25 protein-coding genes are annotated in these 21,042 nt (G+C 59.1%); 8 read left to right on the top strand and 17 right to left on the bottom strand.

From position 1 onward, the window contains the following. Positions 1 to 65 precede the first annotated feature (65 nt). Complete coding sequence (locus BLW71_RS21610) at positions 66 to 935, top strand: ADP-polyphosphate phosphotransferase (RefSeq protein WP_091801254.1); 870 nt, start codon at positions 66 to 68, stop codon at positions 933 to 935. A 56-nt stretch (positions 936 to 991) separates the two neighbouring features. Here BLW71_RS21610 and BLW71_RS21615 read toward each other — a convergent pair whose 3' ends face one another. The 3 genes from BLW71_RS21615 to arsD all read right to left on the bottom strand — a co-directional run bounded on the left by BLW71_RS21615 (position 992) and on the right by arsD (position 4,506). Beyond that, a complete protein-coding gene (locus BLW71_RS21615) occupies positions 992 to 1,957 on the bottom strand; it encodes a cation diffusion facilitator family transporter (RefSeq protein ID WP_091801257.1) in 966 nt (321 codons plus the stop codon). 211 nt (positions 1,958 to 2,168) lie between these two features. Beyond that, positions 2,169 to 3,944, bottom strand: a complete 1,776-nt coding sequence (arsA, locus tag BLW71_RS21620) for an arsenical pump-driving ATPase (protein ID WP_091801260.1) — start codon at positions 3,942 to 3,944, stop codon at positions 2,169 to 2,171. A gap of 13 nt (positions 3,945 to 3,957) precedes the next feature. After that, positions 3,958 to 4,506 (bottom strand): arsenite efflux transporter metallochaperone ArsD, encoded by a 549-nt coding sequence (gene arsD / locus BLW71_RS21625; protein ID WP_286162068.1) that lies wholly within the window; start codon positions 4,504 to 4,506, stop codon positions 3,958 to 3,960. An 87-nt stretch (positions 4,507 to 4,593) separates the two neighbouring features. Here arsD and BLW71_RS21630 point away from each other — a divergent pair, with 87 nt between their 5' ends. After that, positions 4,594 to 5,112, top strand: a complete 519-nt coding sequence (locus BLW71_RS21630; protein ID WP_091801263.1) for a hypothetical protein — start codon at positions 4,594 to 4,596, stop codon at positions 5,110 to 5,112. 67 nt (positions 5,113 to 5,179) lie between these two features. Beyond that, entirely contained in the window at positions 5,180 to 5,527 is a 348-nt protein-coding gene (locus tag BLW71_RS21635; RefSeq protein ID WP_091801267.1) for a carboxymuconolactone decarboxylase family protein, read from the top strand. A 75-nt stretch (positions 5,528 to 5,602) separates the two neighbouring features. Here the strand turns inward: BLW71_RS21635 and BLW71_RS21640 are convergent, their stop codons facing one another. The 8 genes from BLW71_RS21640 to BLW71_RS21670 all read right to left on the bottom strand — a co-directional run bounded on the left by BLW71_RS21640 (position 5,603) and on the right by BLW71_RS21670 (position 10,824). Continuing rightward, the gene (locus tag BLW71_RS21640; RefSeq protein ID WP_091801270.1) at positions 5,603 to 6,124 is read right to left on the bottom strand and encodes an aspartate carbamoyltransferase; all 522 of its coding nucleotides are present in this window, start codon (positions 6,122 to 6,124) and stop codon (positions 5,603 to 5,605) included. A gap of 37 nt (positions 6,125 to 6,161) precedes the next feature. After that, positions 6,162 to 6,305: a hypothetical protein gene (locus tag BLW71_RS41070; RefSeq protein WP_286162069.1), complete on the bottom strand. Its 144-nt coding sequence runs from the start codon at positions 6,303 to 6,305 to the stop codon at positions 6,162 to 6,164. Between the two features lie 69 nt (positions 6,306 to 6,374). Continuing rightward, the gene (locus tag BLW71_RS21645; protein ID WP_353615893.1) at positions 6,375 to 6,803 is read right to left on the bottom strand and encodes a YeeE/YedE family protein; all 429 of its coding nucleotides are present in this window, start codon (positions 6,801 to 6,803) and stop codon (positions 6,375 to 6,377) included. A 140-nt stretch (positions 6,804 to 6,943) separates the two neighbouring features. Continuing rightward, the gene (locus BLW71_RS21650) at positions 6,944 to 7,918 is read right to left on the bottom strand and encodes an IS5 family transposase (protein ID WP_091800817.1); all 975 of its coding nucleotides are present in this window, start codon (positions 7,916 to 7,918) and stop codon (positions 6,944 to 6,946) included. A 113-nt stretch (positions 7,919 to 8,031) separates the two neighbouring features. Continuing rightward, positions 8,032 to 9,378, bottom strand: coding sequence for an IS4 family transposase (locus BLW71_RS21655; RefSeq protein WP_091797797.1), 1,347 nt, complete (start codon positions 9,376 to 9,378; stop codon positions 8,032 to 8,034). A 113-nt stretch (positions 9,379 to 9,491) separates the two neighbouring features. Further along, positions 9,492 to 9,926: a YeeE/YedE family protein gene (locus tag BLW71_RS21660; protein WP_091801276.1), complete on the bottom strand. Its 435-nt coding sequence runs from the start codon at positions 9,924 to 9,926 to the stop codon at positions 9,492 to 9,494. A gap of 15 nt (positions 9,927 to 9,941) precedes the next feature. Then, a complete protein-coding gene (locus tag BLW71_RS21665; protein WP_091801279.1) occupies positions 9,942 to 10,259 on the bottom strand; it encodes an ArsR/SmtB family transcription factor in 318 nt (105 codons plus the stop codon). 340 nt (positions 10,260 to 10,599) lie between these two features. Continuing rightward, a complete protein-coding gene (locus BLW71_RS21670; protein ID WP_286162070.1) occupies positions 10,600 to 10,824 on the bottom strand; it encodes a hypothetical protein in 225 nt (74 codons plus the stop codon). A gap of 693 nt (positions 10,825 to 11,517) precedes the next feature. Between BLW71_RS21670 and BLW71_RS21680 the strand changes: the two genes are divergently transcribed. Continuing rightward, the gene (locus BLW71_RS21680) at positions 11,518 to 12,306 is read left to right on the top strand and encodes a metallophosphoesterase (protein ID WP_091801285.1); all 789 of its coding nucleotides are present in this window, start codon (positions 11,518 to 11,520) and stop codon (positions 12,304 to 12,306) included. Between the two features lie 259 nt (positions 12,307 to 12,565). On the opposite strand, the gene BLW71_RS21685 is transcribed toward BLW71_RS21680, so the two are convergent. The 4 genes from BLW71_RS21685 to BLW71_RS21700 all read right to left on the bottom strand — a co-directional run bounded on the left by BLW71_RS21685 (position 12,566) and on the right by BLW71_RS21700 (position 15,476). Beyond that, positions 12,566 to 12,877: a hypothetical protein gene (locus BLW71_RS21685; protein ID WP_091801288.1), complete on the bottom strand. Its 312-nt coding sequence runs from the start codon at positions 12,875 to 12,877 to the stop codon at positions 12,566 to 12,568. A 150-nt stretch (positions 12,878 to 13,027) separates the two neighbouring features. Beyond that, complete coding sequence (locus BLW71_RS21690; RefSeq protein ID WP_091801292.1) at positions 13,028 to 13,723, bottom strand: glycine zipper 2TM domain-containing protein; 696 nt, start codon at positions 13,721 to 13,723, stop codon at positions 13,028 to 13,030. A 185-nt stretch (positions 13,724 to 13,908) separates the two neighbouring features. After that, positions 13,909 to 15,192, bottom strand: a complete 1,284-nt coding sequence (gene dmeF / locus BLW71_RS21695) for a CDF family Co(II)/Ni(II) efflux transporter DmeF (protein WP_091801295.1) — start codon at positions 15,190 to 15,192, stop codon at positions 13,909 to 13,911. Positions 15,193 to 15,200: 8 nt separating this feature from the next. Continuing rightward, entirely contained in the window at positions 15,201 to 15,476 is a 276-nt protein-coding gene (locus BLW71_RS21700) for a metal/formaldehyde-sensitive transcriptional repressor (protein ID WP_091801298.1), read from the bottom strand. 225 nt (positions 15,477 to 15,701) lie between these two features. On the opposite strand from BLW71_RS21700, the gene BLW71_RS21705 reads away from it, so the two are divergent. Continuing rightward, positions 15,702 to 16,379, top strand: a complete 678-nt coding sequence (locus BLW71_RS21705; protein ID WP_091801301.1) for a type 1 glutamine amidotransferase domain-containing protein — start codon at positions 15,702 to 15,704, stop codon at positions 16,377 to 16,379. A gap of 165 nt (positions 16,380 to 16,544) precedes the next feature. On the opposite strand, the gene BLW71_RS21710 is transcribed toward BLW71_RS21705, so the two are convergent. Further along, complete coding sequence (locus BLW71_RS21710; protein ID WP_091801303.1) at positions 16,545 to 17,351, bottom strand: alpha/beta hydrolase; 807 nt, start codon at positions 17,349 to 17,351, stop codon at positions 16,545 to 16,547. Positions 17,352 to 17,567: 216 nt separating this feature from the next. Between BLW71_RS21710 and BLW71_RS21715 the strand changes: the two genes are divergently transcribed. Genes BLW71_RS21715 through BLW71_RS21725 form a run of 3 tightly spaced genes read left to right on the top strand, consistent with a single transcriptional unit; the run spans position 17,568 to position 20,037 of the window. Then, positions 17,568 to 18,365: a DUF4118 domain-containing protein gene (locus BLW71_RS21715; protein ID WP_091808695.1), complete on the top strand. Its 798-nt coding sequence runs from the start codon at positions 17,568 to 17,570 to the stop codon at positions 18,363 to 18,365. 2 nt (positions 18,366 to 18,367) lie between these two features. After that, entirely contained in the window at positions 18,368 to 19,249 is an 882-nt protein-coding gene (locus BLW71_RS21720) for an alpha/beta hydrolase (protein WP_091801306.1), read from the top strand. Beyond that, positions 19,246 to 20,037, top strand: coding sequence for a MipA/OmpV family protein (locus BLW71_RS21725; protein ID WP_091801308.1), 792 nt, complete (start codon positions 19,246 to 19,248; stop codon positions 20,035 to 20,037). The genes BLW71_RS21720 and BLW71_RS21725 overlap by 4 nt, the downstream gene beginning before the upstream one ends. Positions 20,038 to 20,192: 155 nt before the next feature. Here BLW71_RS21725 and BLW71_RS21730 read toward each other — a convergent pair whose 3' ends face one another. Further along, on the bottom strand, positions 20,193 to 20,981 hold the full coding sequence (locus tag BLW71_RS21730; RefSeq protein WP_091808697.1) for a COG4705 family protein: 789 nt from the start codon (positions 20,979 to 20,981) through the stop codon (positions 20,193 to 20,195). Between the last annotated feature and the right edge of the window lie 61 nt (positions 20,982 to 21,042).

Below are 21,042 nucleotides of genomic sequence, written 5' to 3' on the forward strand. Positions count from 1 at the left end.
GCCGTAATGACGCCAGCGTCCCCTGGCTACAATTTCAATGGAATTGAGCGGTTACGAGGATCAACATGGAGATCAACTCGCGAGAGTTTCGTGTCCCGGAAGGTGGAAGAGTCAAGCTCGAAAAATGGCCGACAAAAGTGGATCCCGTGTACAAGTCACGAGATCACTATCAGCAATTGCTTGGTGAGCATGTCGGCCGCCTGAGTGCTTTACAGCAGTTGCTTTATGCGAGCAATCGGTATGCGATTTTGCTGATCTTCCAGGCGATGGACGCGGCCGGTAAGGACGGCGCCATCAAGCATGTCATGTCTGGCGTGAACCCGCAGGGATGCCAGGTATTCAGCTTCAAACATCCCAGCGCCACTGAGTTGCAGCATGACTTTCTGTGGCGCACCACCCGCGATCTGCCAGAGCGCGGTCGAATCGGCATCTTCAACCGGTCGTACTACGAGGAAGTGTTGATCGCACGCGTCCATCCCGAGATTCTTCATAACGAGGGCCTTCCAGATGCACTGCTTGATGAGAAGACCGTGTGGCATGACCGCTATCGTTCAATCCAGGATCTGGAGTTGCACCTCTGCGGAAATGGCACGCGAATCGTCAAGTTTTACCTTCACATCTCCAAGGAAGAGCAGCGCAAACGCTTTCTGCAGCGTATCGACGACCCTGAGAAAAACTGGAAATTCAGTGTTGCGGATGTCGAGGAGCGGAAGTACTGGAAACAGTATATGAAGGCCTATGAGGAATGCTTCAATGCAACGAGCACCCAACGCGCTCCCTGGTACATCGTGCCAGCTGACGACAAGGAGAACGCGAGGCTGATCGTGTCGAGAGTCGTACTTGAGACGCTTGAGGAACTCGAAATGACCTATCCAAAGGCGAACGCCGAACGTAGAAAGGAATTGCAGTCAATTCGCGCGGAGCTTGAAAAATAAGGAATGGGAAATGAGCGAAGTCGAGACTTGAAATCGACGCTCGACGTCGCTCGCCGCTATATCGCCGTGTCGCCTCGATGCGTCGAAGTCATGGGCGCGGTGACGCCCAGACGCCGCGGATCGACATGGGTCATCACGTTGAGCACGCGGTGGCGCGCCATCACGCAAGCACGCGCCGCGACTGCGATGTCGTGCCCCTGCTCGACCGACAAATCGGCATCGATCTCCAGATGCACATCAACGAGGATCATGTCCCCCATCTTGCGCGTGCGCAGATCATGTACGCCGAGTATGCCCGGCGTCGCGCGCAGCGTTTCAGTGATGGCCTGCACCTCCGCGGCATCGGCCGCCCTGTCCATCAGGTCGTGCAATGCATCCCAGCCGAAGGACCCGCCCATCTTCACCACCATGCCGCCGACGATCAGCGCGGCGACCGGATCCAGCAACGGATAGCCGGCAAGGTTACCGACAATGCCCAGTGCGACAACGAGAGAAGAAGCCGCGTCCGAGCGCGCGTGCCATGCGTTGGCGACCAGCATGCTCGATTTCACGCGCGTCGCAGCCGCAAGCATGTAGCGAAACAGGCTTTCCTTCGCGACGAGAGCGGCAAGTGCGACCCAGAGCGCCGCGAGATGCACGGACTGGATCGTCTCGGGACGTTCGAGTTTCAGGACCGCGGACCAGAGCATCCCACCGCCGACCAGCAGCAGAATCAATGCGAGCGCAAGCGATGCGCCAGTCTCGAAACGTTGATGACCGTATGGATGGTTCGCGTCGACTGGCTTCCTGCTGTGGTGACTGGCCAGCAACACGACGAAATCAGCGATCAGATCCGACAGCGAATGAATTCCGTCGGCGATCAATCCCTGCGAGCGGGACAGGATGCCCGTGATCACCTGCCCGATGCTCAGGGCGAGATTCACCGCGACGCTGACCCACGTGCTGCGAGACGCCGCCGCGGCGCTGGCGGAGGCATCTACGGTCTCGTCTTCCGGAAAAATCGGGGATGTGTCCTGTTTCATTTCATGCCTGTCGCAGTGGGATGTCGGGTGAGATGAACGCCCACCTTGTTTGACCGCCAGAGTTTTGGCAGTTGTTTTTTGGAGTTCGACTGCGATGTCCGGCTGGCCGCGTCCACAAAAACCAGTCCACGATGCAGAGCAATTCGTCCCGCCATAGGTACGAGTGCGGAACGCTACCACGCTCGCTTTGCGCACGCACGGCGCGCCCTCGCTAGGCGCTTTTCTGCTCTATCTGGTGGCCGCGGACCAACTCTTCCAACCCTCGTAGCCCGACGGGTGGACGCGCCTGCCACGGCAACAAAGCGGCCCGAATCGAATCCTGCTCCATAACGCGCGCGATGAATGGCATTTCGTAGCGCCCGCGCTCGGCGAGGGCCGGATCGTGGGTTCCGCTTGCGAGCAGACTCTGGTCAATGACCCAGGCGTATGGCTCGATCTGTGCCCGACGCAGGTCGGCTTGCAGTCGTTCTGCTTCATGAACTGGCGTCGCTTCGGCGAGCGTCACGATAAGCACGTGCGTGAACTGCGGGTCTCTAAGCCGCGGCAGAAGCTGACGAACCGCTTCGGGCATATCGCCTTGCGTACGCATGACTTCGCGATGATAGGCCTCTGCTGAATCCATGAGCAGAATGGTGTGTCCGGTTGGAGCCGTGTCGAGTATCACGAAAGCGTTCCGGGCCTCATCCACCGTGCGCGCGAATGCGCGAAAAACCGCTATCTCCTCGGTGCACGGCGACCGCAGGTCTTCCTCAAGCATCGCCTTCCCTTGCGCATCGAGTTGAGTCCCGGCCTTGGCGAGGACCTCAGCGCGATAGCGGCTAACCTCCAGTTCCGGGTCGATGCGACTCACACTCAGGCCTGGAAGGGATTCCTGGAGCGTCCATGCTACGTGCGCGGCCGGGTCTGTGGTGGAAAGCAGGACTGCATGGCCGCGCTGCGCCAGTTCAAGCGCTATCGCCGCAGCCACGGTCGTCTTGCCGACGCCGCCCTTGCCCATCGTCATGACAAGGCCATGCCCCGCCTTCTCGAGCTCGTCAATGAGCGGCAGAAGTCCGCCAGGCAATTCCACGCCAGGACGGACATCGACGCTGGGCGTGGCAATCCGCGCCGGGTGCAAATACGCGTCTAACGCGGCCAGTCCAGCCAGTCCCTTGGGAATAAAACCCGTTTCGCTTCGCGGAAGTACGGCGAGACCCGGTGGCATTGCCTTGACGGCTGCAGCCTGCTGTTCTTCCATCGCACAAGCAATGTCATCGTCAGAAGAGACCGCCTTGAAGACACCATTGACCGCGAGCACCAGGTTTCGAACCCCCAGGTCGGCCAGTTCGACACGGGTTCGCTCCGCCTCACGGAATGCGGACGCCTCCGGCCTCGCCACGAGGACCACGGTAGTGCGGTCGTGATCGGTCAATTGGGCAACGGCGGCGGCGTATAGTTGCCTGTTTTGCTCGAGGCCTGCCAACGGGCCCAAGCACGAATTGCCGGTTGTGTTAGTCGACAGGAAGTTACTCCAGGCCGACGGCAGCGTGAGCAAACGCAAGGTGTGCCCTGTCGGGGCAGTGTCGAAGATGACGTGGTCATACGCCTTCGCGGTGATACTACCGCCCAGCAGTTCGGCAAACGCATCGAATGCCGCTATCTCGACCGTGCAGCCACCAGAAAACTGCTCCTCCATGCTGCGAATTGCCGCATCGGGCAACACGCCTCGATAGGGAGCAACCATTCGCTCGCGGTAGGCAGCCGCAGCGAGCTCGGGGTCGATATTCAACGCATGGAGGTTGGGGAACCCGTTGACCGGGGTCGGCTGCCCACAGAGTTGAGTCTCGAGCACCTCGTCGAGATTCGAAGCCGGGTCGGTGCTGACAAGCAGCACGGCCTTACCCTTTTCAGCCAGTTGCAGCGCCGTTGCGCAGGCGAGCGACGTTTTGCCGACGCCGCCCTTGCCGGTGAAAAAGAGATGGCGAGTTGTAACGGCAGGAAGTGTCATATCGGTGTGCCGGTTAACATTCGCCGGGCTTGCAAGCGCAGGCTCCGGCCTTGATGTGCGGCTTTTCGGCGGCGGGAATCTTGAGCCCCAGTTTCTGAATCAGTTGGGCAAGTGACGGATACACCCCGACGGAGATGATCCGGCCATCCACCGTTGCAATGGGCAGACGGTCCATACCCGCATGCAGTTCCCGTATCACCTCAGGATTTGCCGCAAAGGCTGCCGCATCGTGTCCGAGGCCGTGCCGAACGACTTCGACACCATGTTCAGCCAGCCACTGAAGGTCGGCGCTGAACTGAACCAGCGCCGGGTCTACGTCCACGCCGCAGACGCCGGTCGCGCAGCACATAGCCGGTTCGAACACATCAAGTTTGCTCATCATTGCTCCCACGAATTCCGCCTGTCGGCCAGACCGCGGCCGCCTCCACTGCGTCATGCTCGTCCCTCCGAAGGAGGCGTCATTGACCTCGGTCAAGTCGCAGACGATGGAGCGGCATTTTTCACACATGGAGAATCCGACCATTTGCGAATCGACTCCAGCTGCCTCATTGACGAGCGTCAAGGGAAGGTCGGCCCTGACATATACCCTTGTAATGCACGATGACAACACATGCCCTGTCGTCACGTGGCACATCTACAAGGGGGAGATATGAAGAAGCTCTTTGTTGCGATGGCCGCCGGTATCGCGTTGACATCCCCGGTCCTGCAAGCTGCATCCAAAGACACAGACGCACCGCACAGCACTTCAAAAACGCAGCCTCCGGGTGCTGTGGAGTTCGATAAGAATCTCGCCCAGCTCCAGGAGCAAATGAAGACAATGCAGGCGCAGATGGACCAGATTCGCAAAACTCAAGACCCTCAGGAACGCCAGAAGCTGCTAGAACAGCACTGGGCCACAATGCAAAGTGCGATGACAATCATGCACGGAATGTGGGGGCCGGGGATGATGGGTCATGGAATGGGCCCGGGAATGATGGGGGGCGCCGGGCCCGGAATGATGGGAGGCTGGGCGCATATGGGCGGCTACTACTCGCGCCTGACACCCGAGCAACTGCGGCAGCGTCAATACATGACTGACCAATACCTGCAGATGCAGCAGGAGATGATGAACAACATGATGTTGCAGCAGCAATACCGGGGCGGGCCACCGCCCGCCAGTACAAAGTAGACATGGCTGAACAATGGATTACGGCCGACCTCGCAGCCATAAAAGCCCGCCAACTACAGGAGCGGACATGAGCGGTATCTCCAGCTACAAAGACCTGACAGGCGCGGTATCGGTTCAGATGCGAGCGATGCGCGCGTCGCAGCCTGACTTGATGACCGCATTCGGCCAACTCGCTGCGGCCGGGACAAAAGACGGGGCACTGAACCGAAAGACGCGGGAGCTGGTCGCGTTAGGGATTGCGATTGCCTGTCGTTGTGACGACTGCATCGGCTTTCACGTCCAGTCGCTGGTGAAGCTGGGCACGACAAGGGCCGAGCTGGAAGACGTGCTCGGCACTGCGGTCTATATGGGAGGCGGCCCATCAATGATGTATGCCACCCATGCGTTGAGAGCCTTTGAGGAGCTTTCGCCCTGACTATCAACGTAGCCGGATTTCTGCCGGTTTCTGTCGCGCTACCCAGTTCTCCGACAAAGCGTCGTAGCGTGCGACTTACTGCGGCGCCATGTCCGCATGATGATGCATATGCCCATCCATCGCATCAGCACCGTGGTCCGACAGCTGCGCGTCGAACCATGTGTGAAGTGACGACACCAGATTCGGGTCATCGCTGCGATAGGTGAGCTCGCCTCCACCTCTAATGTCCTTGTACGCAATGGATATCTGGCCAGGCTTTGCCGCCCTGAGTTGCGCCAACCCGGGCATGTCGGCTCCGTGGGTCCGGGCGGGCGCCGAAAAGTCACCACGCTGAAACTGCGTCTGGATTTCACGAAGATGCTTGCGAATCAGCCGAATTTGGCGGCTATCAGACTGGTTTTTCGCAATTACCTGCTGGCTCCCCCCATCGTCCGATTTGGTGAAGATGTGAGTTGTGGCCTTGAGGCTGAACGGCATGACCTCCGCACCTCGCTGCGCGACCTCGGCCTGACGTTCAGCGTCCGCCGCGAACGATTCAACCGCCGCGCCCAGGCCTGCCATCACGATAAGCGTAGTAAATAATGTGCCCGGTTTCATTGAATGAGATTCCTGCGTAGTAGACAGTGATAGCCGATTACACCCAATCCCCTCTCGTGCCGGCCACAATCATGTCAAGAACAAAGAGCAGCATGGGTACTGCCACGATAGCGTCGCCAGCATCCGTCAGCGCCAGAATCAGGCCGACAACAGCTCCCGGTAGCATACTGACTGCAGCCATGCGGTCCATTCCTCTGCCCCTATAAGCGCGGGAATTGCGCGAACGGCTCACCAATCCGTGCGCAGCGTGTCAGCCCTGCTGCCGACTCAATTTCGCGCGTTCGACGAACTCGAACACGGCCATGCCACCAAGCATTGCGGCCACAAAACCCCATGCTTTCGGAAAGCCAGCGCCCAGTGCGACCAGCGCGGGTCCCGGGCAAAATCCCGCGAGCCCCCAGCCGATGCCGAATACCGCACTTCCCAGCACAAGTCTCAACGTCACGTTGGTATTGGCCGGAATCTGCATGGGCAGCCCCAGCAGGGATTTCTTGCGGCCTTTTGCAAACAGGAACGCGATAGAGCCGATGGCTATCGCGCCGGCCATCACGAATGCAAGAGAGGGATCCCATCGTCCCGCAATATCGAGAAATCCCAGCACCTTCGCCGGATTAGCCATGCCGGACACCATCAGGCCGACTCCAAACAGAAGGCCGGAAATTAAGGCTGCGCTGATCAAGCCGCGTAAACACGACAGGTTGCGACCAAGGCATGTGTAATCTTTCGAGATCGCGAATGACGGCCGTAAAAGCGGGCATTCCGTGTCACGTTACGCCCCTCGAGGGGCTCTGCGCGGGCTATTTGCCCGTCTTTGGCCCTTTACGGGCGCACCTGTGCCGTCGCGCGACCTCGCCACATGTACAGATTGGCCAGCGCGAGTGCAACGAAGGCGCGATTGGCGTTCTTCGCCAGACCGCGATAGCGAACCTTCGTGAAGCCCCACAACCGCTTCACGACCGCGAACACATGCTCGACCCGGGCACGGATCTTCGACTTGTTGCGATTCTTGCGGCGCGCCACCTCGTCGACGATGCCCTTGCGGCGCGTGCGCTTGTTGGTGAAGTCGCGCGCCTTCGGTGCCTTGCCATGGATCAGCGCTTTCTGACTCGCGTATGCGCTGTCGCCGTACACGCGTTGCTCCTCACCGTGCAGCAACTGTGGCAGCGGATACTTGTCATGCACGTTCGCCGCCGTTACGACTGCGCTATGAGCAAGCCCGCTCTGACTGTCCACGCCGATATGGAGCTTCATGCCGAAATGCCACTGCTTGCCTTTGCGTGTCTGATGCATTTCGGGGTCACGCGCCTTGTCCTTGTTCTTCGTCGACGAGGGTGCACCGATCAGTGTGGCATCGACAATCGTGCCGCTCTTGAGCTTTGCTCCCCGCGCCTGCAGCACCTGACCCACTTCCGCGAAGATCCGCTCGCCCAGCTTGTGCTCTTCCAGCAGATGCCGGAATTTGAGCAGCGTGGTCGCGTCCGGAACCGTTTCGCTGCCAAGGTCGATCCCAACGAAACGGCGCAGGCTGAGACTGTCGTACAGCGCCTCTTCGCACGCAAGGTCCGCAAGGTTGAACCAGTGCTGCACAAAGTGAATCCGCAGCATGCGCTCCAGCACGATCGGCGGGCGGCCATTGCCACGTTTCGGATAGAACGGCTCGACCACTGCGCACAGTTGCGCCCAAGGCACGATCCTGTTCATCTCATCAAGAAACGCTTCACGTCGCGTTGGTTTGCGCTGCGCCCCGAACCCCGCGCATTGATCGACAGCCATCGCCAGTGTCAGTTGATTCATCATTTTTCGCTTTCGCCGTTGCATGCTCACGCTATAACGCGTGACCGTCATGAACGGTGGACTTATTCAGCTTTGCCTTAAAGCAGCGAGCAAACCCATTTCAACCCATCTCGTTATACAGAAGTGTCATAGCCGTCGCGCAAGATCTGTATGGTGATCACAGCATCCATAACTCGCTGCATGCCAATCCATAGCGTCTTCGCGCCTGGTTCGCCGTCGTTCTTGCGCCCGAGAAATCCGCCCAGTGAGCCGACCATCCGTATCATCTGGTTGAGCGTCGGCGGTTTTTTGGGACGCGCTTTCTTACAGAGCACATGGGCGCCGTGTATCTCGTCAGCCGCAAAGAACAGCGACGCGTCCAACTCCGGACAGGTCCTGCCCACACGCATGAGCCGCGCGATACGCCACGATACGACCATGTACAGCACGAGCGCCTTTTCTACCCGCTCCATCTGTGAGAGTTGCAGTGCCTCGACCCCGCAGGCGTTCTTCAGGACGTTGAAGAACATTTCTATTTCCCACCTCGCGCGGTACCAGTCAACGAGTTCGATGAGGGCATGCGCATCACCTGCTTCGCGGTTGGTCACAAGACGCCAGATAACGGGCTTCACACCCGCTGGCGCATCCACTTCATACGCCTCGACGCAGGTGAGCTTGACACCGGCACGCCCGGGCAGCGTGACGCGCTGGCTACGCAGTTCCTGCCTCACTTCACGCGCCTTCTGGCCGCTGCGCCCGGGCAGCACGAAGCTGATGTGGCCGAGTACCCTGCTGGCGTGCACCGTCTCCCACAAACTTGCTTCGCCCTTGAGCGCGCGATTGTGTTGCGAGCGCATCAGCCAGTCCGCCGGTTCACCCAGTTCCTGCGCACGCTGCATGAGCGCGGCGATGTCGCCTTCACGATCGGCCACATACACCAGCCGCGTGTCAGGCAGGGCCCGTGCCTGTTCGGCCACGATCTCATAGCTTTCGATCCACCGCGCACTTTCCTTAACGCCCCCACGCTTGCCGTTTGCATCGCGTGGTTCGCGCGCCCACATCCATGCGTTCATCACACCCAGCGGCTCCCGATCCGGTGTCACCGCATAGGTCGCGTGAAGATACATGCCCACCTGTGCTTCATAACAGAGCGGGCCAGCCCCTTCGATATCCTGACCGTTAAAGTTCAGCTCTGTCGTATCGGCAATGCACAGCACCACCGGCAACTGCCCCATGCGTGCCGTGGTACGGTCCCAATGCGGCTGCATCATGTCGCGCCAGTCGATGTGCTCATTGCCCAAAAAGCGATATGCAGCGATCGTCTCTGACCAGCCTTCGCACGCGCCCGGAATGCTAGCCGTGGGTCGGCTGGCGAACCGTTTGACCAGCTCCTTCGCGCGCCGGTCTCGCCGTGGATCACCCAGATCCAGCGTCTCAAATTCCTCGTCCACCCATGCTCCTGCGTCGTCTCGGATCTTCATGCTGAAAATCCGAGAGTAAACGCGAAATCCGCACAGTTAACAACCCCCTTGCGGCTAATTTTTTACTCCACCATCCTTGCCGCAAGTGTCGAGTTGTGTATAAAGAGATGATTTCAACCTCCAAGCAGATGCCTTGTCACGAACACGGTCATAAAACCGCTTGCCATGAATGTTGCCGTCGCGACCAGCGAACGGATAGAGCCGCGCGAGATGCCGCAGACACCATGGCCGCTCGTGCAACCGCTCGCGTAACGCGTGCCTATGCCGACGAGAAAACCCGCAATGAGTATTTCGGTCCACCCGGCCTGGATATCAGGCGCTACCGGGTTTCCAAGCAGGCTTGCCAGCACCGGTGCTCCAATCAACCCGGTAAGAAAAGCGACCCGCCAGCCGGCATCTTTGTGTGGCGCGCCAAGCAGCCCACCGAGGATGCCGCTGATGCCAGCTATACGTCCGTTGAATAAAACAAGCACGGCAGCCGCGGCGCCGATCACCAGACCGCCAGTCAATGACAGGCCCGGCGTAAAACTCGCGATATCAATCGACATGACCTCTCCTCACCTTCATTGGGCGCAAAACTGGTCGTACAGCACGGTCATGACCGCAATCGCTTCCTTGCTCGCGATGGAATAAAAGATGCTCTTTCCCTCCCGCCGCGTCTCAACGAGCTCGTTATCCCGAAGCACCCCAAGTTGCTGTGAGAGTGTGGGCTGACGTATGCCTAACTGCTCTTCCAGGTCACTCACGCACAACTCGCCTTGGGACAACTGGCACATCAACAGCAACCGGTCGGGATTGGCCAGCACCTTCAGGAGACCACAGGCTTTCTCCGCCGATGCCTGCATTACCGACAGATCGATTGGGGCGGACTTCTTCCTCATCTCACCTTCCTATAATTTGCACCTTGATAATATATCCAACTATATATTATTTGTGAGAATAATGATCGCTATCTCAGGATGGTCGGGATGCAGCGCACAGTTCGACCAACTGTTTCGTGAAGACGGAGAGTTCTTCATCGGAATGTGAACGGCAACCATGTCGCTGATCACCTCGCCGCTTTCCTCAGTCGCGTCAACGGGTCGTAAATTTTTGCTTTGGCATGACACGGGCAGGCAGGTCGACGCTCCTGATGGCCTCGCCAAGTCGTGCGCCATTCATCGCAGGCGCCCACTGGTCGATCATGTCCCCGCGCCGCCCATGTCGACCGCGCTGACGCCGTCAGGCCTTTATGTTGATGAGCGTGCCTACCGTCTGACCGCTGGAGTTGACACTCGGCGCGGGGCTCGATGGTGCTGCAACCGCCGGGCTAGCCTTTCGGCCGCCGTCATCAGCGTCACCGTCGAGGTCGGCACCGACTTCACCAGCTTCACCACCCTTGGCCGCCTTTTGCGGCGTCGGATATTGCGCGCTGATCTGAGGATTCGCGATGGAGGAAATTGTCATGGTTCACCTGAAGACGAATGTGAGCACGACCATTCGTGCTCGATGCAGATAACGGCGCCATGATTTGTTACTTGATATCTATTGAAAGAAATATTCGGGAATCGAAAAGTCAATCGGATAATAGCCCGGCGCGATCCATTCTTCATTTTTCGGGTGCTTAAGTTTTCCTTCAGGTCGATATGCTAGATTCAGCGCAATTCGATTCATCTCGATGAAACCGGTATCTAAATTTTCGCGGTCCGACTGGTGGCGCGACTCGTGGCGCATGCCCCTGAAAAGCTATTCGTGACATCCTTGTTTCGGCTGTCGGCAGTCGCCCTGATACTGGGCGCGCTCCTGGTGATCAAGCGTCTGGCGCGAAGAGCGTTTCGTGTTGGCCTTGGGCGTAATGATGTGACCTTCACAGGCACGTCCTCACATCGAGCATTGATTTCGCTGACATGCCCGCAACGGCCGCTAGTCATTCTTCACATTAAGCTCGCTGGCGTGGCGAGAGATACCTTTCGTCCATAGGTAATCGGAGTTTTCGCTCGAAGCGGCCCGGCTTGTTGCGGGGAGGGATATCTCCGTTCGACCACCATCAATCGTCAACGGCGCTGAATCCATCTGCGTAGCGGCATTCTGAATGACTGTTCCGGAAATGTTTTACGTGTCGATCGATGAGCCGCGGACAAAATGCTTTCTCTGAATTAAATGCGTGTACAGATTGCATCGGACCTCCATCTGGACGTCCTCGAAAACAGAGGCTTCGATGACTTACCGCTTCAAGTCGCAACCGACGCGGATGTTCTTGTCCTTGCTGGCGATGTTCATTGTGGCACGCACGCTGTCGACTACTTTGAGCACTGGCCGGTGCCGGTTGTCTATGTTTCGGGGAATCATGAAGCATTTGGATTACCTTATGCTTCGGTCGTAGAGGCGCTTCGAGTCAGGTCGGCTGGCACACAGGTCAGATATCTTGAGCGTCAATCTGTCGTTATCGGCGGCGTACGGTTTCTCGGAGCCTGCCTGTGGACCGACTACGAGCTCTACAGCACGCGTGATTCGAGTATGGATTACGCACGCGCCCACATGTCGGACCATTCGGCGATCTGGCTTACTGATACCGAACGCTTCAGCCCGGAACACGCTTTTATCGAACACAAAGGCGCGGTCGACTGGCTGACGCGCCAATTGAGCATCCCGTTTCCAGGAAAGACAGTCGTGGTGACTCATCACGGCGTTTCACCCGATTCGATTCACCCGCGCTTTCTGGATCACCCAATCAATCCTGGCTTTCTCAGCGATCTACGCAACCTGCTTGGCCAGGCGAATTTATGGATTCACGGCCACGTGCACGATTCGTTTGATTACCACCACGGTGCGTCGCGAGTCGTTGCGAATCCGCGTGGATATCCGGCCAACCTCGGCAACGCCAGGTCATACAGTGACCTTACGTGGGAAAATCCGGCGTTTTGCTCGACCAAGGTGGTGGAATTATGATTCACCGCGACTGCGGCAGCGGCGCCGGCTTGGCAGCAACCGCCTTCGCTTATCGATATGACGACGGTACAGGGCATCTGATCATGGAACCGACTGAGTCCCGACTTGCCAACCGCCTTTAAAGGCAGCACTTTCTCGCCATCTGGAGTGGTTCGAAGGCGGTTGATGTCACGTCCAAAGGATGACCCTCCAAGGTGACGCGCTTCGCACTATTTTCGCGAGCGTTCAGTCGCGCATCGTGCGCGTAGCCACCGCCAGATCAATCGTCATCGTCGCCGCGGTGATGATGCTCCCATCCGCGGTGGCGGCCGTGATCATGCCACCTGCGTTCGTCGCCGTAACCCCCTTCATAGCGGTATCCATAGCCATAGACTGGTGCCGGCGCGTAGACCACTGGCGGCGGTGCTTCATAGACCACTGGCGGCGGAGCCTCATAGACGACCGGGGGAGGTGCGGCATAGACGGGACCCGGCACACCGAGAAACACGCCGATATCCGCATGTGCGAGAGCCGCGCTGGATGCGCACGCGGCGCAGAGTCCCGCCGCCAGAAAAAGGGTAACGCGTTTCATGGAGATCTCCTGTATCGCCGGCTTCTGGCGAATACCAGGCAATGGCGAACAACGCGGATTTTAGAGAGGCGCGCGGACGCAGGTGCGTCCGAATTGTCAGTTCTGTAACCGGCAGTAACCCGCTGCGAAAACTGCCGGTTACAACCATGATTACGACACGCTTAGCGAGTCTCCGGAAACATGGACGCGCTCACCCACCTGGACCGAAGGCTGCGTCGAGTAATTGAAATTCCGGTAGCTGCCGTCCTGCATTCTCACCTGCACCTGGTAGTTCGTCGCCTTGCGCACCGCATGCTCGATGCCGTTGCCCGCCAATCCGCCGCCAACCGCTCCTGCAATCGTTGCCAGCACGCGACCGCGCCCTCCTCCAACCTGGTTTCCCAACAGACCGCCGGCGACAGCTCCGCCTACGGCTCCAAGACCCGTCGTTGATTCGGGTTCCTGAACTGTGTTAATGGCCACGACTTCGCCGGCATTCGGGTCGACGGCGACCGGCCTCGCTGCGGGCTGTGCCGAGTTTTGATAGGCGTCGTTGTTCCCATATCTCGGAGCCTGCTCGAGCGCCGCGCTACGATGATGATGGACGCCTGGTTGCGTTGACGTCTGCTCATGCGTGACGCGCTGCTCCGCGACCGGTTGCGGCGACGTCGCCGGGGCGCTGGCGATTTGCGCGGCCACAGGTGCTGCCGCCGTCGAAGGCGCGGTCGTGGCGCGTGACGTCGGCAGAATGCCGGTCATCGCAGCGATGCCTGTGGCACTGGCCAGGATGACGGCCACAGCCGCACCGGCAACCAGGGGGTGAATACGACTGCGTTGCGGCGGATTGGAAGTCAGATTGGTGTTCATAGTGCGCTCCGTTGACGTATGTCAGCAAGAACGCGGGAGCCGGCAAATTGGTGGACGCAACGCCGGCAAGATTTGTAAGCACTTGTAGCATTTCGCGTCGACTGGTCGGCTCGGGGTTTCATCGAAAAACCGACGCTGTAGCGACCAGCGCCTCAGGCTATGGCACCAAACTTGACTACCATTGTTCAGGCAGCCGCTTGTGCAGGTTGTACTTCAACCGTGACATGCGAGAGGCCCTTGAAACGCTTGAGGACCGCGTGATAGAAGCGCGAATCGCGATGCAGTTCATTGGTCGCAACGGACACCACAGCGCTCATATGGCCGGGGCCGAGTCGCCACACGTGCAGGTCAATGACCTTGTCACCCGAGTCTTCGATCACCTGGCGGACGTTGTCCGCCATCCGTCGGTCGGGGTTGATGTCGAGCAGAATCGCGCCTGTGTCACGCATCAGTCCGTAGGACCAGTTCGCAATCACCAGTGCTCCAATGACACCGGCGAGCGGGTCCATCCAAAGCCATCCGAATGCGCGCGCCAGCAGGAGGCCGACAATGGCCAGCACCGAGACCGCTGCATCTGCTATCACGTGGATGTAGGCAGACCGCATGTTGTGGTCCCGAATGGCCGCATGATCCACCTCGTCGTGATGCACATGTTCTTCGAATTCGACCTCGTACTCGCCGCCCGCCATCCGCACCACAGCTTTAAATGCGTGCGGCTCCGGAATGGGGTCTTTCGACTCCAGATACCCACCCCGCTCTACTAAATCAAACACCTGTCGCGATCCGTCAGGTCGTACGGTTGTAATGGTTCCCCCGGCCGCTTCCAACTGCGAACCCGCAGTGGCAGGCGCAACCCGAAAGACTGGAGGCACACCGTCTTCGAAGATAGACACGTCAAACACGCCGGACGCGGTGAAGACCTTCTGTGCGTCGTCTTCGTGCGCATGGTCGTCGTGGCCATGCTCATGACCGTGCCCGTGGCTGTGAGCATGGCTATGACCGTGATGGTCGCCGCCAAGAAGCCAGACACTCGCGAGGTTGACCAGCAGGCCGACGACCGCGATAGGAATAGCCTCACCGAAATGGATGGGCACCGGCGAAAGGAAGCGTGACACTGCCTCGTAGCCAATCAGCAAGGCAATCATTGCCAGCACGATGGCACTAGTAAATCCCGCCAGGTCGCCCAACTTGCCGGTACCGAATACGAAGCGGGAATCCGTGGCATGTTTGCGCGCGTACGTATAAGCCAGTGCGGCAATCAGCATCGCACCCGCGTGCGTCGACATGTGGAGGCCATCGGCGACGAGCGCAAGCGACCCGAACAAACTGCCACCGACGATTTCCGCGACCATCATGGCCGAGCACAGCGCAATCACCGCCCAGGTCCTGCGTTCGTTCTGCTCATGGGCTGAACCCAGAAAGATGTGGTCATGCCCCGCACCGAACGCGGCATCGTTGAAATCACTCATTTTTGACTTTACTTGAAATAGCTGTGAACAACTTCGATGAGCTGTTCGGTCGCGCTGACATCAGGCTCATCCGCGCTTTCTGCATCGACGAGATGATTGCGGATATGGTCCTCCAGTACGACGGCAAGCAGGCCATTCATCGCTCCGCGGCAACTCGTAATTCGCTGCAGAACATCGGAGCAGCCATGCTCTTCCTCGAGTGCCCGCTCAATGGCTTCAACCTGCCCCTTGATACGGCGAACCCGGTTAAGAAGTTTCTGTTTTTCATGGACCGTATGACTCACCGCGGCTCCCCAGACACCCGTTCAGGGCGAAAAATAGACTTGAGTTTAACATAGGGGGTGGGGGTATCTGTCGGTTTCATCAAACCAGCCTTGCGAATTTCGCCTAATACCGCCTTGCTCGTATTCGAAGGCCGATTTCTGCGACCTCGCAACCTTTGCCCACAACCGTGGTCCGAGTGAAGCACGTCTCGCTGACAATTCAGCTGCTCAACATTGGAGGTTGTGATGAAAATCCTGATGGTTTTGACGTCCCACGATCAACTTGGTAACACAGAAAAGAAGACCGGATTCTGGCTCGAAGAATTTGCCTCACCCTTTTATGTATTCAAGGACGCGGGAGCAGAAATTACGCTAGCGTCGGTCAAGGGAGGCCAACCGCCTCTTGATCCAAAAAGTGACGAACCAGACGCGCAAACCGAGTCAACGAAACGCTTTCGCGCTGACAAGGAGGCGCAGGCACTGCTCGCTCATACGCATCCGCTGTCGGAGGCTGATGAAGCGGAATACGACGCGGTCTTCTATCCCGGCGGCCACGGCCCGCTGTGGGATCTTGCCGAGGACTCGAAATCGATATCGTTGATTGAAGCATTTCAAACAGCGGGAAAACCGGTTGCGTTTGTCTGCCATGCGCCTGGCGTCCTTCGGCACGTGAAGGGCACCGACGGAAAGCCGCTCGTGAACGGGAAAAAGGTCACCGGCTTTTCCAATTCAGAGGAGGCTGCAGTCGGGCTTGTCGACGTGGTTCCGTTTCTTGTCGAGTCGGAACTGCAAAAGCTTGGCGCGCATTACAGTAAAGGACCGGATTGGGCGAGCCACGTGGTGGTCGACGGACAGTTGGTGACGGGGCAGAACCCTGGCTCGTCGGAGGCGAGTGCAAAGGCAGTCATAAAGATGCTGGGCTGAAATGCGGCGCAGTAGTCGACACCCGAGCAGTGCGGTGTCGACTCTGTGGTCTCGCAGGAGGGCGGGTGACTTTCCTCGCGGATTCGGCCAGTTAAACCGCTGCGCGTGTGCGGCACAACAGGCCTCATCAACGCGAAGACCCAGCCCTTGCGTTCAGGCTTCGCTTCATGCGGCCTTAAGCCATTGCAGAACCCGCCCCCAGTCCTGCGGCGTCATGGCGCCGAACCAGTCGTCGTGATCGGCGTTGGGCAACAGCATGAGCCGGGCATGATCGTGCTCGATCGCGAAACGTCGTGCATGCGCGACCGGAATCAACTCGTCTCGCTGCGCCCCGATGATGACCAGCGGCCCCTCGTAACGCGATACGGCGGCGATCGAATCAAAGCGGTCGTGCAGCAGCCACCGCACCGGGAAAGCCGGATACTTTTCAGCGGCCACATTCGCAAGCGAGTCCCACGGCGTAATAAGCACGACGCCCGCGATCGCCGACTCGTTGCCCTTGACAACTTGCGATGCCATGCCCGCGCCGAGCGACTCGCCCACTAGATAGACTGGACCGCGCCATTGCGAGAGCACGGATGCCAAAGCTTCACGGGAAGCAACCGTCGCCGCTTGCATGGTGCGCTCACCTCCCCGCTTGCCGTGCCCTGGATACTCGGCAATGACGACCCGAAACCCGGCGCGTACGAATACATTAGCGAGCGGCAGCTTGGTCTCCGCCGACTCCTCGTTGCCGTGATAGACGATGAACGTACCGCGCGGTACGTGCTCCGTCGGCGTGACGACGTAACCCGCGTACGCGCCTTGCGCTTTCCACGCGTCAATGTGGTTACCCGCGTTCACGACCGTGCGCAGATCCGCCGCGTCCGGGGTGGATGGAAGCAGCATGCGGTCCTGCATCAGATACAGCGTCAGCGCCGCGCCCAGATAGGCGGCGACAGCGATCCATAGGGCATAGGTAAGCACGCGCATGCTTTGTCTCGTGCGAAGCGGCTTTACTAGTTTCGGGGCCGATATAAGGACAAACGCCGGATCGATGCGCTAATTCCCATTGGTCAGTTTGCTGCCATTGCATTCGGGAAAACACGGCCCAGTCCAAACTTTGCCTGATATCGCCGGATATGTCACAAAAGTGTCTGGCACAATCACTGTTTCATGGGTCAATGTCACCTCGCCGTATATAACAAAATGAAAGTCAAAAACTCTCGCCGCTGGGCGCCGCGAGGCCGCAGACGGTGGATTATTGCAGCTACGGCACTTTTTACCGCCGCTGCCATCCGATCAGTACTGCACCCGCTGCTTGGTCCGATCATGCCGGGCACCGCCTTTCTCATCGCCGCCGTGCTCGTGGAATACTATTGTGGTCTCGCGCCCGCATTCAGCGTGATGCTGGCGGGACTCTGTCTCGCGGATTACCTGTTTGTCCCGCCGTATGGACGCCTGGACGTCATCGACGCGTCGGATATCCGCCTGCTGGTCTCGTATCCGCTGATCACGATTGTTGTCATCACGCTGGTCGAGCGTTTGAAACGCGCGCAGTATCGCGCCGAACTTCTGGCGTCTGTCGCGCAGTCGCGCTATGAAATGCTGCTGCGCGGCGATAACGAACGCCTGCTGGCGCGTCGCGCCACGGATGAAATGCATCGCATGCTGCATCACATCGCCCAGCACAACCGATCACTTATTCTCATCAAGGCAGTCGATCCGGCAACGAGCGCGCCGCCTAGCAGTTTTGTTGCGGCGGCGGCGACTTCCACGGCCGACGGCGTCATCGACGACGAATCGTTTCGAACGGGCATCGCCTACGGCACCCGGCATTCGGAAGTGCATCGGGATGATCTCGCGCGTGTGAACGACCGCCTGATGCCGGGCCATCACCGCATGCGTTTTCTATCGAGAGGACACGGTTGGCGCGCGGTCGAATGTATGTGCGAACGCTTCATTACGCCGTCCGGCGAGTTTCTGATCCTTCGGGCGGAAGACTGACCATGAAGCCCTCTCCATTTCCCTCCGCTCAGGGCAACGATCACGCTGTCCTGCTTTTACACGGCCTGTCGAGTTCTCCCGCGGAATTGCGCTTCCTTGCGCGCGCGCTTGCCGAAGAAGGCTTCGTGACTCACACGCCGGAGCTTCATGGCTACAGTGCCGGCACGGGACATGCGCCGATGGAACAGTGGATCAGCGCTGCCGTCGCCGAATTCGACGCGCTTGCCGCGCAATACCGGCACGTTTCGGTATGCGGACTTTCCATGGGCGCGACGCTGGCCGCCGCCGTCACTCAACAGCGCCCGATCGCGCGCGCGTTGCTGCTGTTGTCGATCACACTCAGTTACGACGGCTGGGCGATTCCCTGGTATCGATTTCTACTCGACTACGTCTACTACACGCCGTTGCGCTCGCGCTATCGCTATCGCGAGCACGAACCCTACGGTCTGCGCAACGAGGCGTTACGCTCGAAAATTGCGCGCGTGATGCAAAGAGGTGAAATCAGCGAAGTGGGACCCGCATCCATTGCGATGCCCGCGCTTCACGAAGCGAGCCGGCTTGCGAACTGGGTACGCGAGAAGCTGAAGAGCATCAGCACCGACTGCCTCATCATTCATGCGATCGACGACGAGACGTCCAGTCCACACAATGCACAGTATGTCGTGGCGAACGTCGGCGCGTCGTTTCTTCGCACCATCTGGCTCGACGACTCGTACCATATGATCACCTCTGACAACGAGCGCGAGGTAGTCGCGCGGGAATGCGCGCTATTCATGCGCGAAAGCGCCGCAACGTCGGCGTCCTGCAACAATCCGACGCCTGTCGTATCACGGGCGCTCGCTCGACGCCTGAGACAGTTGGCCGCCGTGGCGAGGAAAGCATGAAGCTCCATATCGCATCTTTCCGACGCCGCTGCCTGGCGCTCGCAGCGGTAAGCGCGTGTTGTACGACGGGCATCGCGCACGCCGATGAACCGCAGGCGGACAGCGACTGGAAAATCTCGGTCGGGCCGGGCATGTACGTGTTCCCGAAGTTCCCCGGCTCCTCACAGTTGCAAGTGCTTCCCTTCCCCGTGCAGGACATTTCATGGAAGGACCGCTTTTTCTCGCAGGGTCCGGATGTGCTCGGCGTCAACGTGATGCACGCGGAGAACTATCACCTCGGCATGTCGGTGAGTTTCGACTTCCAGTCGAGATCATCGTCCGACGATGCGCGGCTCAAAGGCTTGCCCGACGTGCACTATGGACCGAAGCTGCGGATCTTCGGCGATTACACGTGGTGGGCGTTCACCGGCGCGGTGGCGGCCTACCAGGACATCGCGGGAACGGGGCAAGGTCTGACGGCGATGGCCGATCTGTTCGTATCGGCGCCGATCGGCAACTGGCTCATTTCAATGGGCCCGGGCCTCACGTGGGCCAACGCGACCTATACCCAAACGATGTTTGGCGTCACGCAGCAGGAAAGCGCGGCATCGGGATTACCGCACTACGATACCGGTTCCGGTTTGCGCGATGCTCACTTCAACGTGAATGCCACGTACAAGATCAGTCCGCACTGGTCGGCGAACGTTGCTGCCGTTGTGGGACGCCTCGAGCGTTACGCCGCCGGCAGTCCGATCACCGAGCGCCGGCTCGACCTCAACGGGATGGCGTCGGTCCTTTACCGCTTCTAGCAGCGAAACTCATTCGCGCAGTCTCACTGGACGGAATGAACAATGGCGCTCAAAGAAGCCGGACGGGCCGGCTATCTGTGCATTCGGAATGAGTTGCCTTCACTACGTCCTGATGGAACTGCATGGTTTTCCATGCCATCCGATAGCGCGCATGATCAGGCTGCCGGCTCCCTCCTGGTTGGCCGCTGCGGAATCAGCACGATACACGCCACCATGAAAGTAAGCAGGATACCCGACGCATACAGCCGACTCACCTGCAGTCCGCCCTGCGCCACCGGTTTATCGAGGAAGTCCCCCAACGTCGCGCCGAGTGGCCGGGTCAGAATAAACGCTGACCAGAACAGCGCCGTGCGCGATACACGCGTCCAGAAGTAAAGTGCGGCTACGACAATCAGGCCCGCTCCAAAGAGCATTGCGCCATATTCGTATCCGATACCGAGCCCGCCGCGGTCTTCACCCGCTACCCAGTCCCCGAGCGCCGTGCCGAGCGTTTGTGAAAACAGGATCGTAATCCAGTAAAACCATTCAGCCCTGGCGGTGACGATGCTCTCGACCGAGACCGTCCCCTCCGACCGATACCATATGGCCAGACTGCCGATCAATAGCGCAACGACTAGCGTAGTGCCGCCGGGATAGCCGATGCCTAGCGATCTATCGGCGAAGTCCGCCATTGTCGTACCCAACGTGGTCGTGGCGACAATCGTCGCCCAGTACAGGAAGCGATGGAAATCTCTTGCCTTGACCTGGGCGGAAACGAGGGCGACGAATAACACGAGGAAGATCGAAGAGCCAACCAGATAACCAAGATTCAGCGACATGGATACCCAATCTCCGCCGGTTTCCCCCAGCGTCGTCGCGGCCACCTTGATCGCCCAGAATCCGATCGTTACCTCGGGAACCTTGCTGACAGCCTGGCTGGCAAAGCTCGCAGTGCTTCCTTTCATGTTCATTCCTCTTTCTTTGCACTTCAATCGATCGTTGCGCCCGCAAGCGCCTGCGCCTCGC

The sequence above is a fragment of the Burkholderia sp. WP9 genome (genome assembly GCF_900104795.1).
Classification (GTDB): Bacteria; Pseudomonadota; Gammaproteobacteria; order Burkholderiales; family Burkholderiaceae; genus Paraburkholderia.

What these genes read in the sequence shown, in the direction of transcription:
- BLW71_RS21610 (WP_091801254.1), top strand. Translation starts at nt 66, where the DNA reads ATGGAGATCAACTCGCGAGAGTTTCGTGTCCCGGAAGGTGGAAGAGTC.
- BLW71_RS21615 (WP_091801257.1), bottom strand. Translation starts at nt 1,957, where the DNA reads ATGAAACAGGACACATCCCCGATTTTTCCGGAAGACGAGACCGTAGAT.
- arsA (WP_091801260.1), bottom strand. Translation starts at nt 3,944, where the DNA reads ATGACACTTCCTGCCGTTACAACTCGCCATCTCTTTTTCACCGGCAAG.
- BLW71_RS21630 (WP_091801263.1), top strand. Translation starts at nt 4,594, where the DNA reads ATGAAGAAGCTCTTTGTTGCGATGGCCGCCGGTATCGCGTTGACATCC.
- BLW71_RS21635 (WP_091801267.1), top strand. Translation starts at nt 5,180, where the DNA reads ATGAGCGGTATCTCCAGCTACAAAGACCTGACAGGCGCGGTATCGGTT.
- BLW71_RS21640 (WP_091801270.1), bottom strand. Translation starts at nt 6,124, where the DNA reads ATGAAACCGGGCACATTATTTACTACGCTTATCGTGATGGCAGGCCTG.
- BLW71_RS41070 (WP_286162069.1), bottom strand. Translation starts at nt 6,305, where the DNA reads ATGGCTGCAGTCAGTATGCTACCGGGAGCTGTTGTCGGCCTGATTCTG.
- BLW71_RS21650 (WP_091800817.1), bottom strand. Translation starts at nt 7,918, where the DNA reads ATGAATCAACTGACACTGGCGATGGCTGTCGATCAATGCGCGGGGTTC.
- BLW71_RS21655 (WP_091797797.1), bottom strand. Translation starts at nt 9,378, where the DNA reads ATGAAGATCCGAGACGACGCAGGAGCATGGGTGGACGAGGAATTTGAG.
- BLW71_RS21660 (WP_091801276.1), bottom strand. Translation starts at nt 9,926, where the DNA reads ATGTCGATTGATATCGCGAGTTTTACGCCGGGCCTGTCATTGACTGGC.
- BLW71_RS21665 (WP_091801279.1), bottom strand. Translation starts at nt 10,259, where the DNA reads ATGAGGAAGAAGTCCGCCCCAATCGATCTGTCGGTAATGCAGGCATCG.
- BLW71_RS21670 (WP_286162070.1), bottom strand. Translation starts at nt 10,824, where the DNA reads ATGACAATTTCCTCCATCGCGAATCCTCAGATCAGCGCGCAATATCCG.
- BLW71_RS21680 (WP_091801285.1), top strand. Translation starts at nt 11,518, where the DNA reads ATGCGTGTACAGATTGCATCGGACCTCCATCTGGACGTCCTCGAAAAC.
- BLW71_RS21685 (WP_091801288.1), bottom strand. Translation starts at nt 12,877, where the DNA reads ATGAAACGCGTTACCCTTTTTCTGGCGGCGGGACTCTGCGCCGCGTGC.
- BLW71_RS21690 (WP_091801292.1), bottom strand. Translation starts at nt 13,723, where the DNA reads ATGAACACCAATCTGACTTCCAATCCGCCGCAACGCAGTCGTATTCAC.
- dmeF (WP_091801295.1), bottom strand. Translation starts at nt 15,192, where the DNA reads ATGAGTGATTTCAACGATGCCGCGTTCGGTGCGGGGCATGACCACATC.
- BLW71_RS21705 (WP_091801301.1), top strand. Translation starts at nt 15,702, where the DNA reads ATGAAAATCCTGATGGTTTTGACGTCCCACGATCAACTTGGTAACACA.
- BLW71_RS21710 (WP_091801303.1), bottom strand. Translation starts at nt 17,351, where the DNA reads ATGCGCGTGCTTACCTATGCCCTATGGATCGCTGTCGCCGCCTATCTG.
- BLW71_RS21715 (WP_091808695.1), top strand. Translation starts at nt 17,568, where the DNA reads ATGAAAGTCAAAAACTCTCGCCGCTGGGCGCCGCGAGGCCGCAGACGG.
- BLW71_RS21720 (WP_091801306.1), top strand. Translation starts at nt 18,368, where the DNA reads ATGAAGCCCTCTCCATTTCCCTCCGCTCAGGGCAACGATCACGCTGTC.
- BLW71_RS21725 (WP_091801308.1), top strand. Translation starts at nt 19,246, where the DNA reads ATGAAGCTCCATATCGCATCTTTCCGACGCCGCTGCCTGGCGCTCGCA.
- BLW71_RS21730 (WP_091808697.1), bottom strand. Translation starts at nt 20,981, where the DNA reads ATGAAAGGAAGCACTGCGAGCTTTGCCAGCCAGGCTGTCAGCAAGGTT.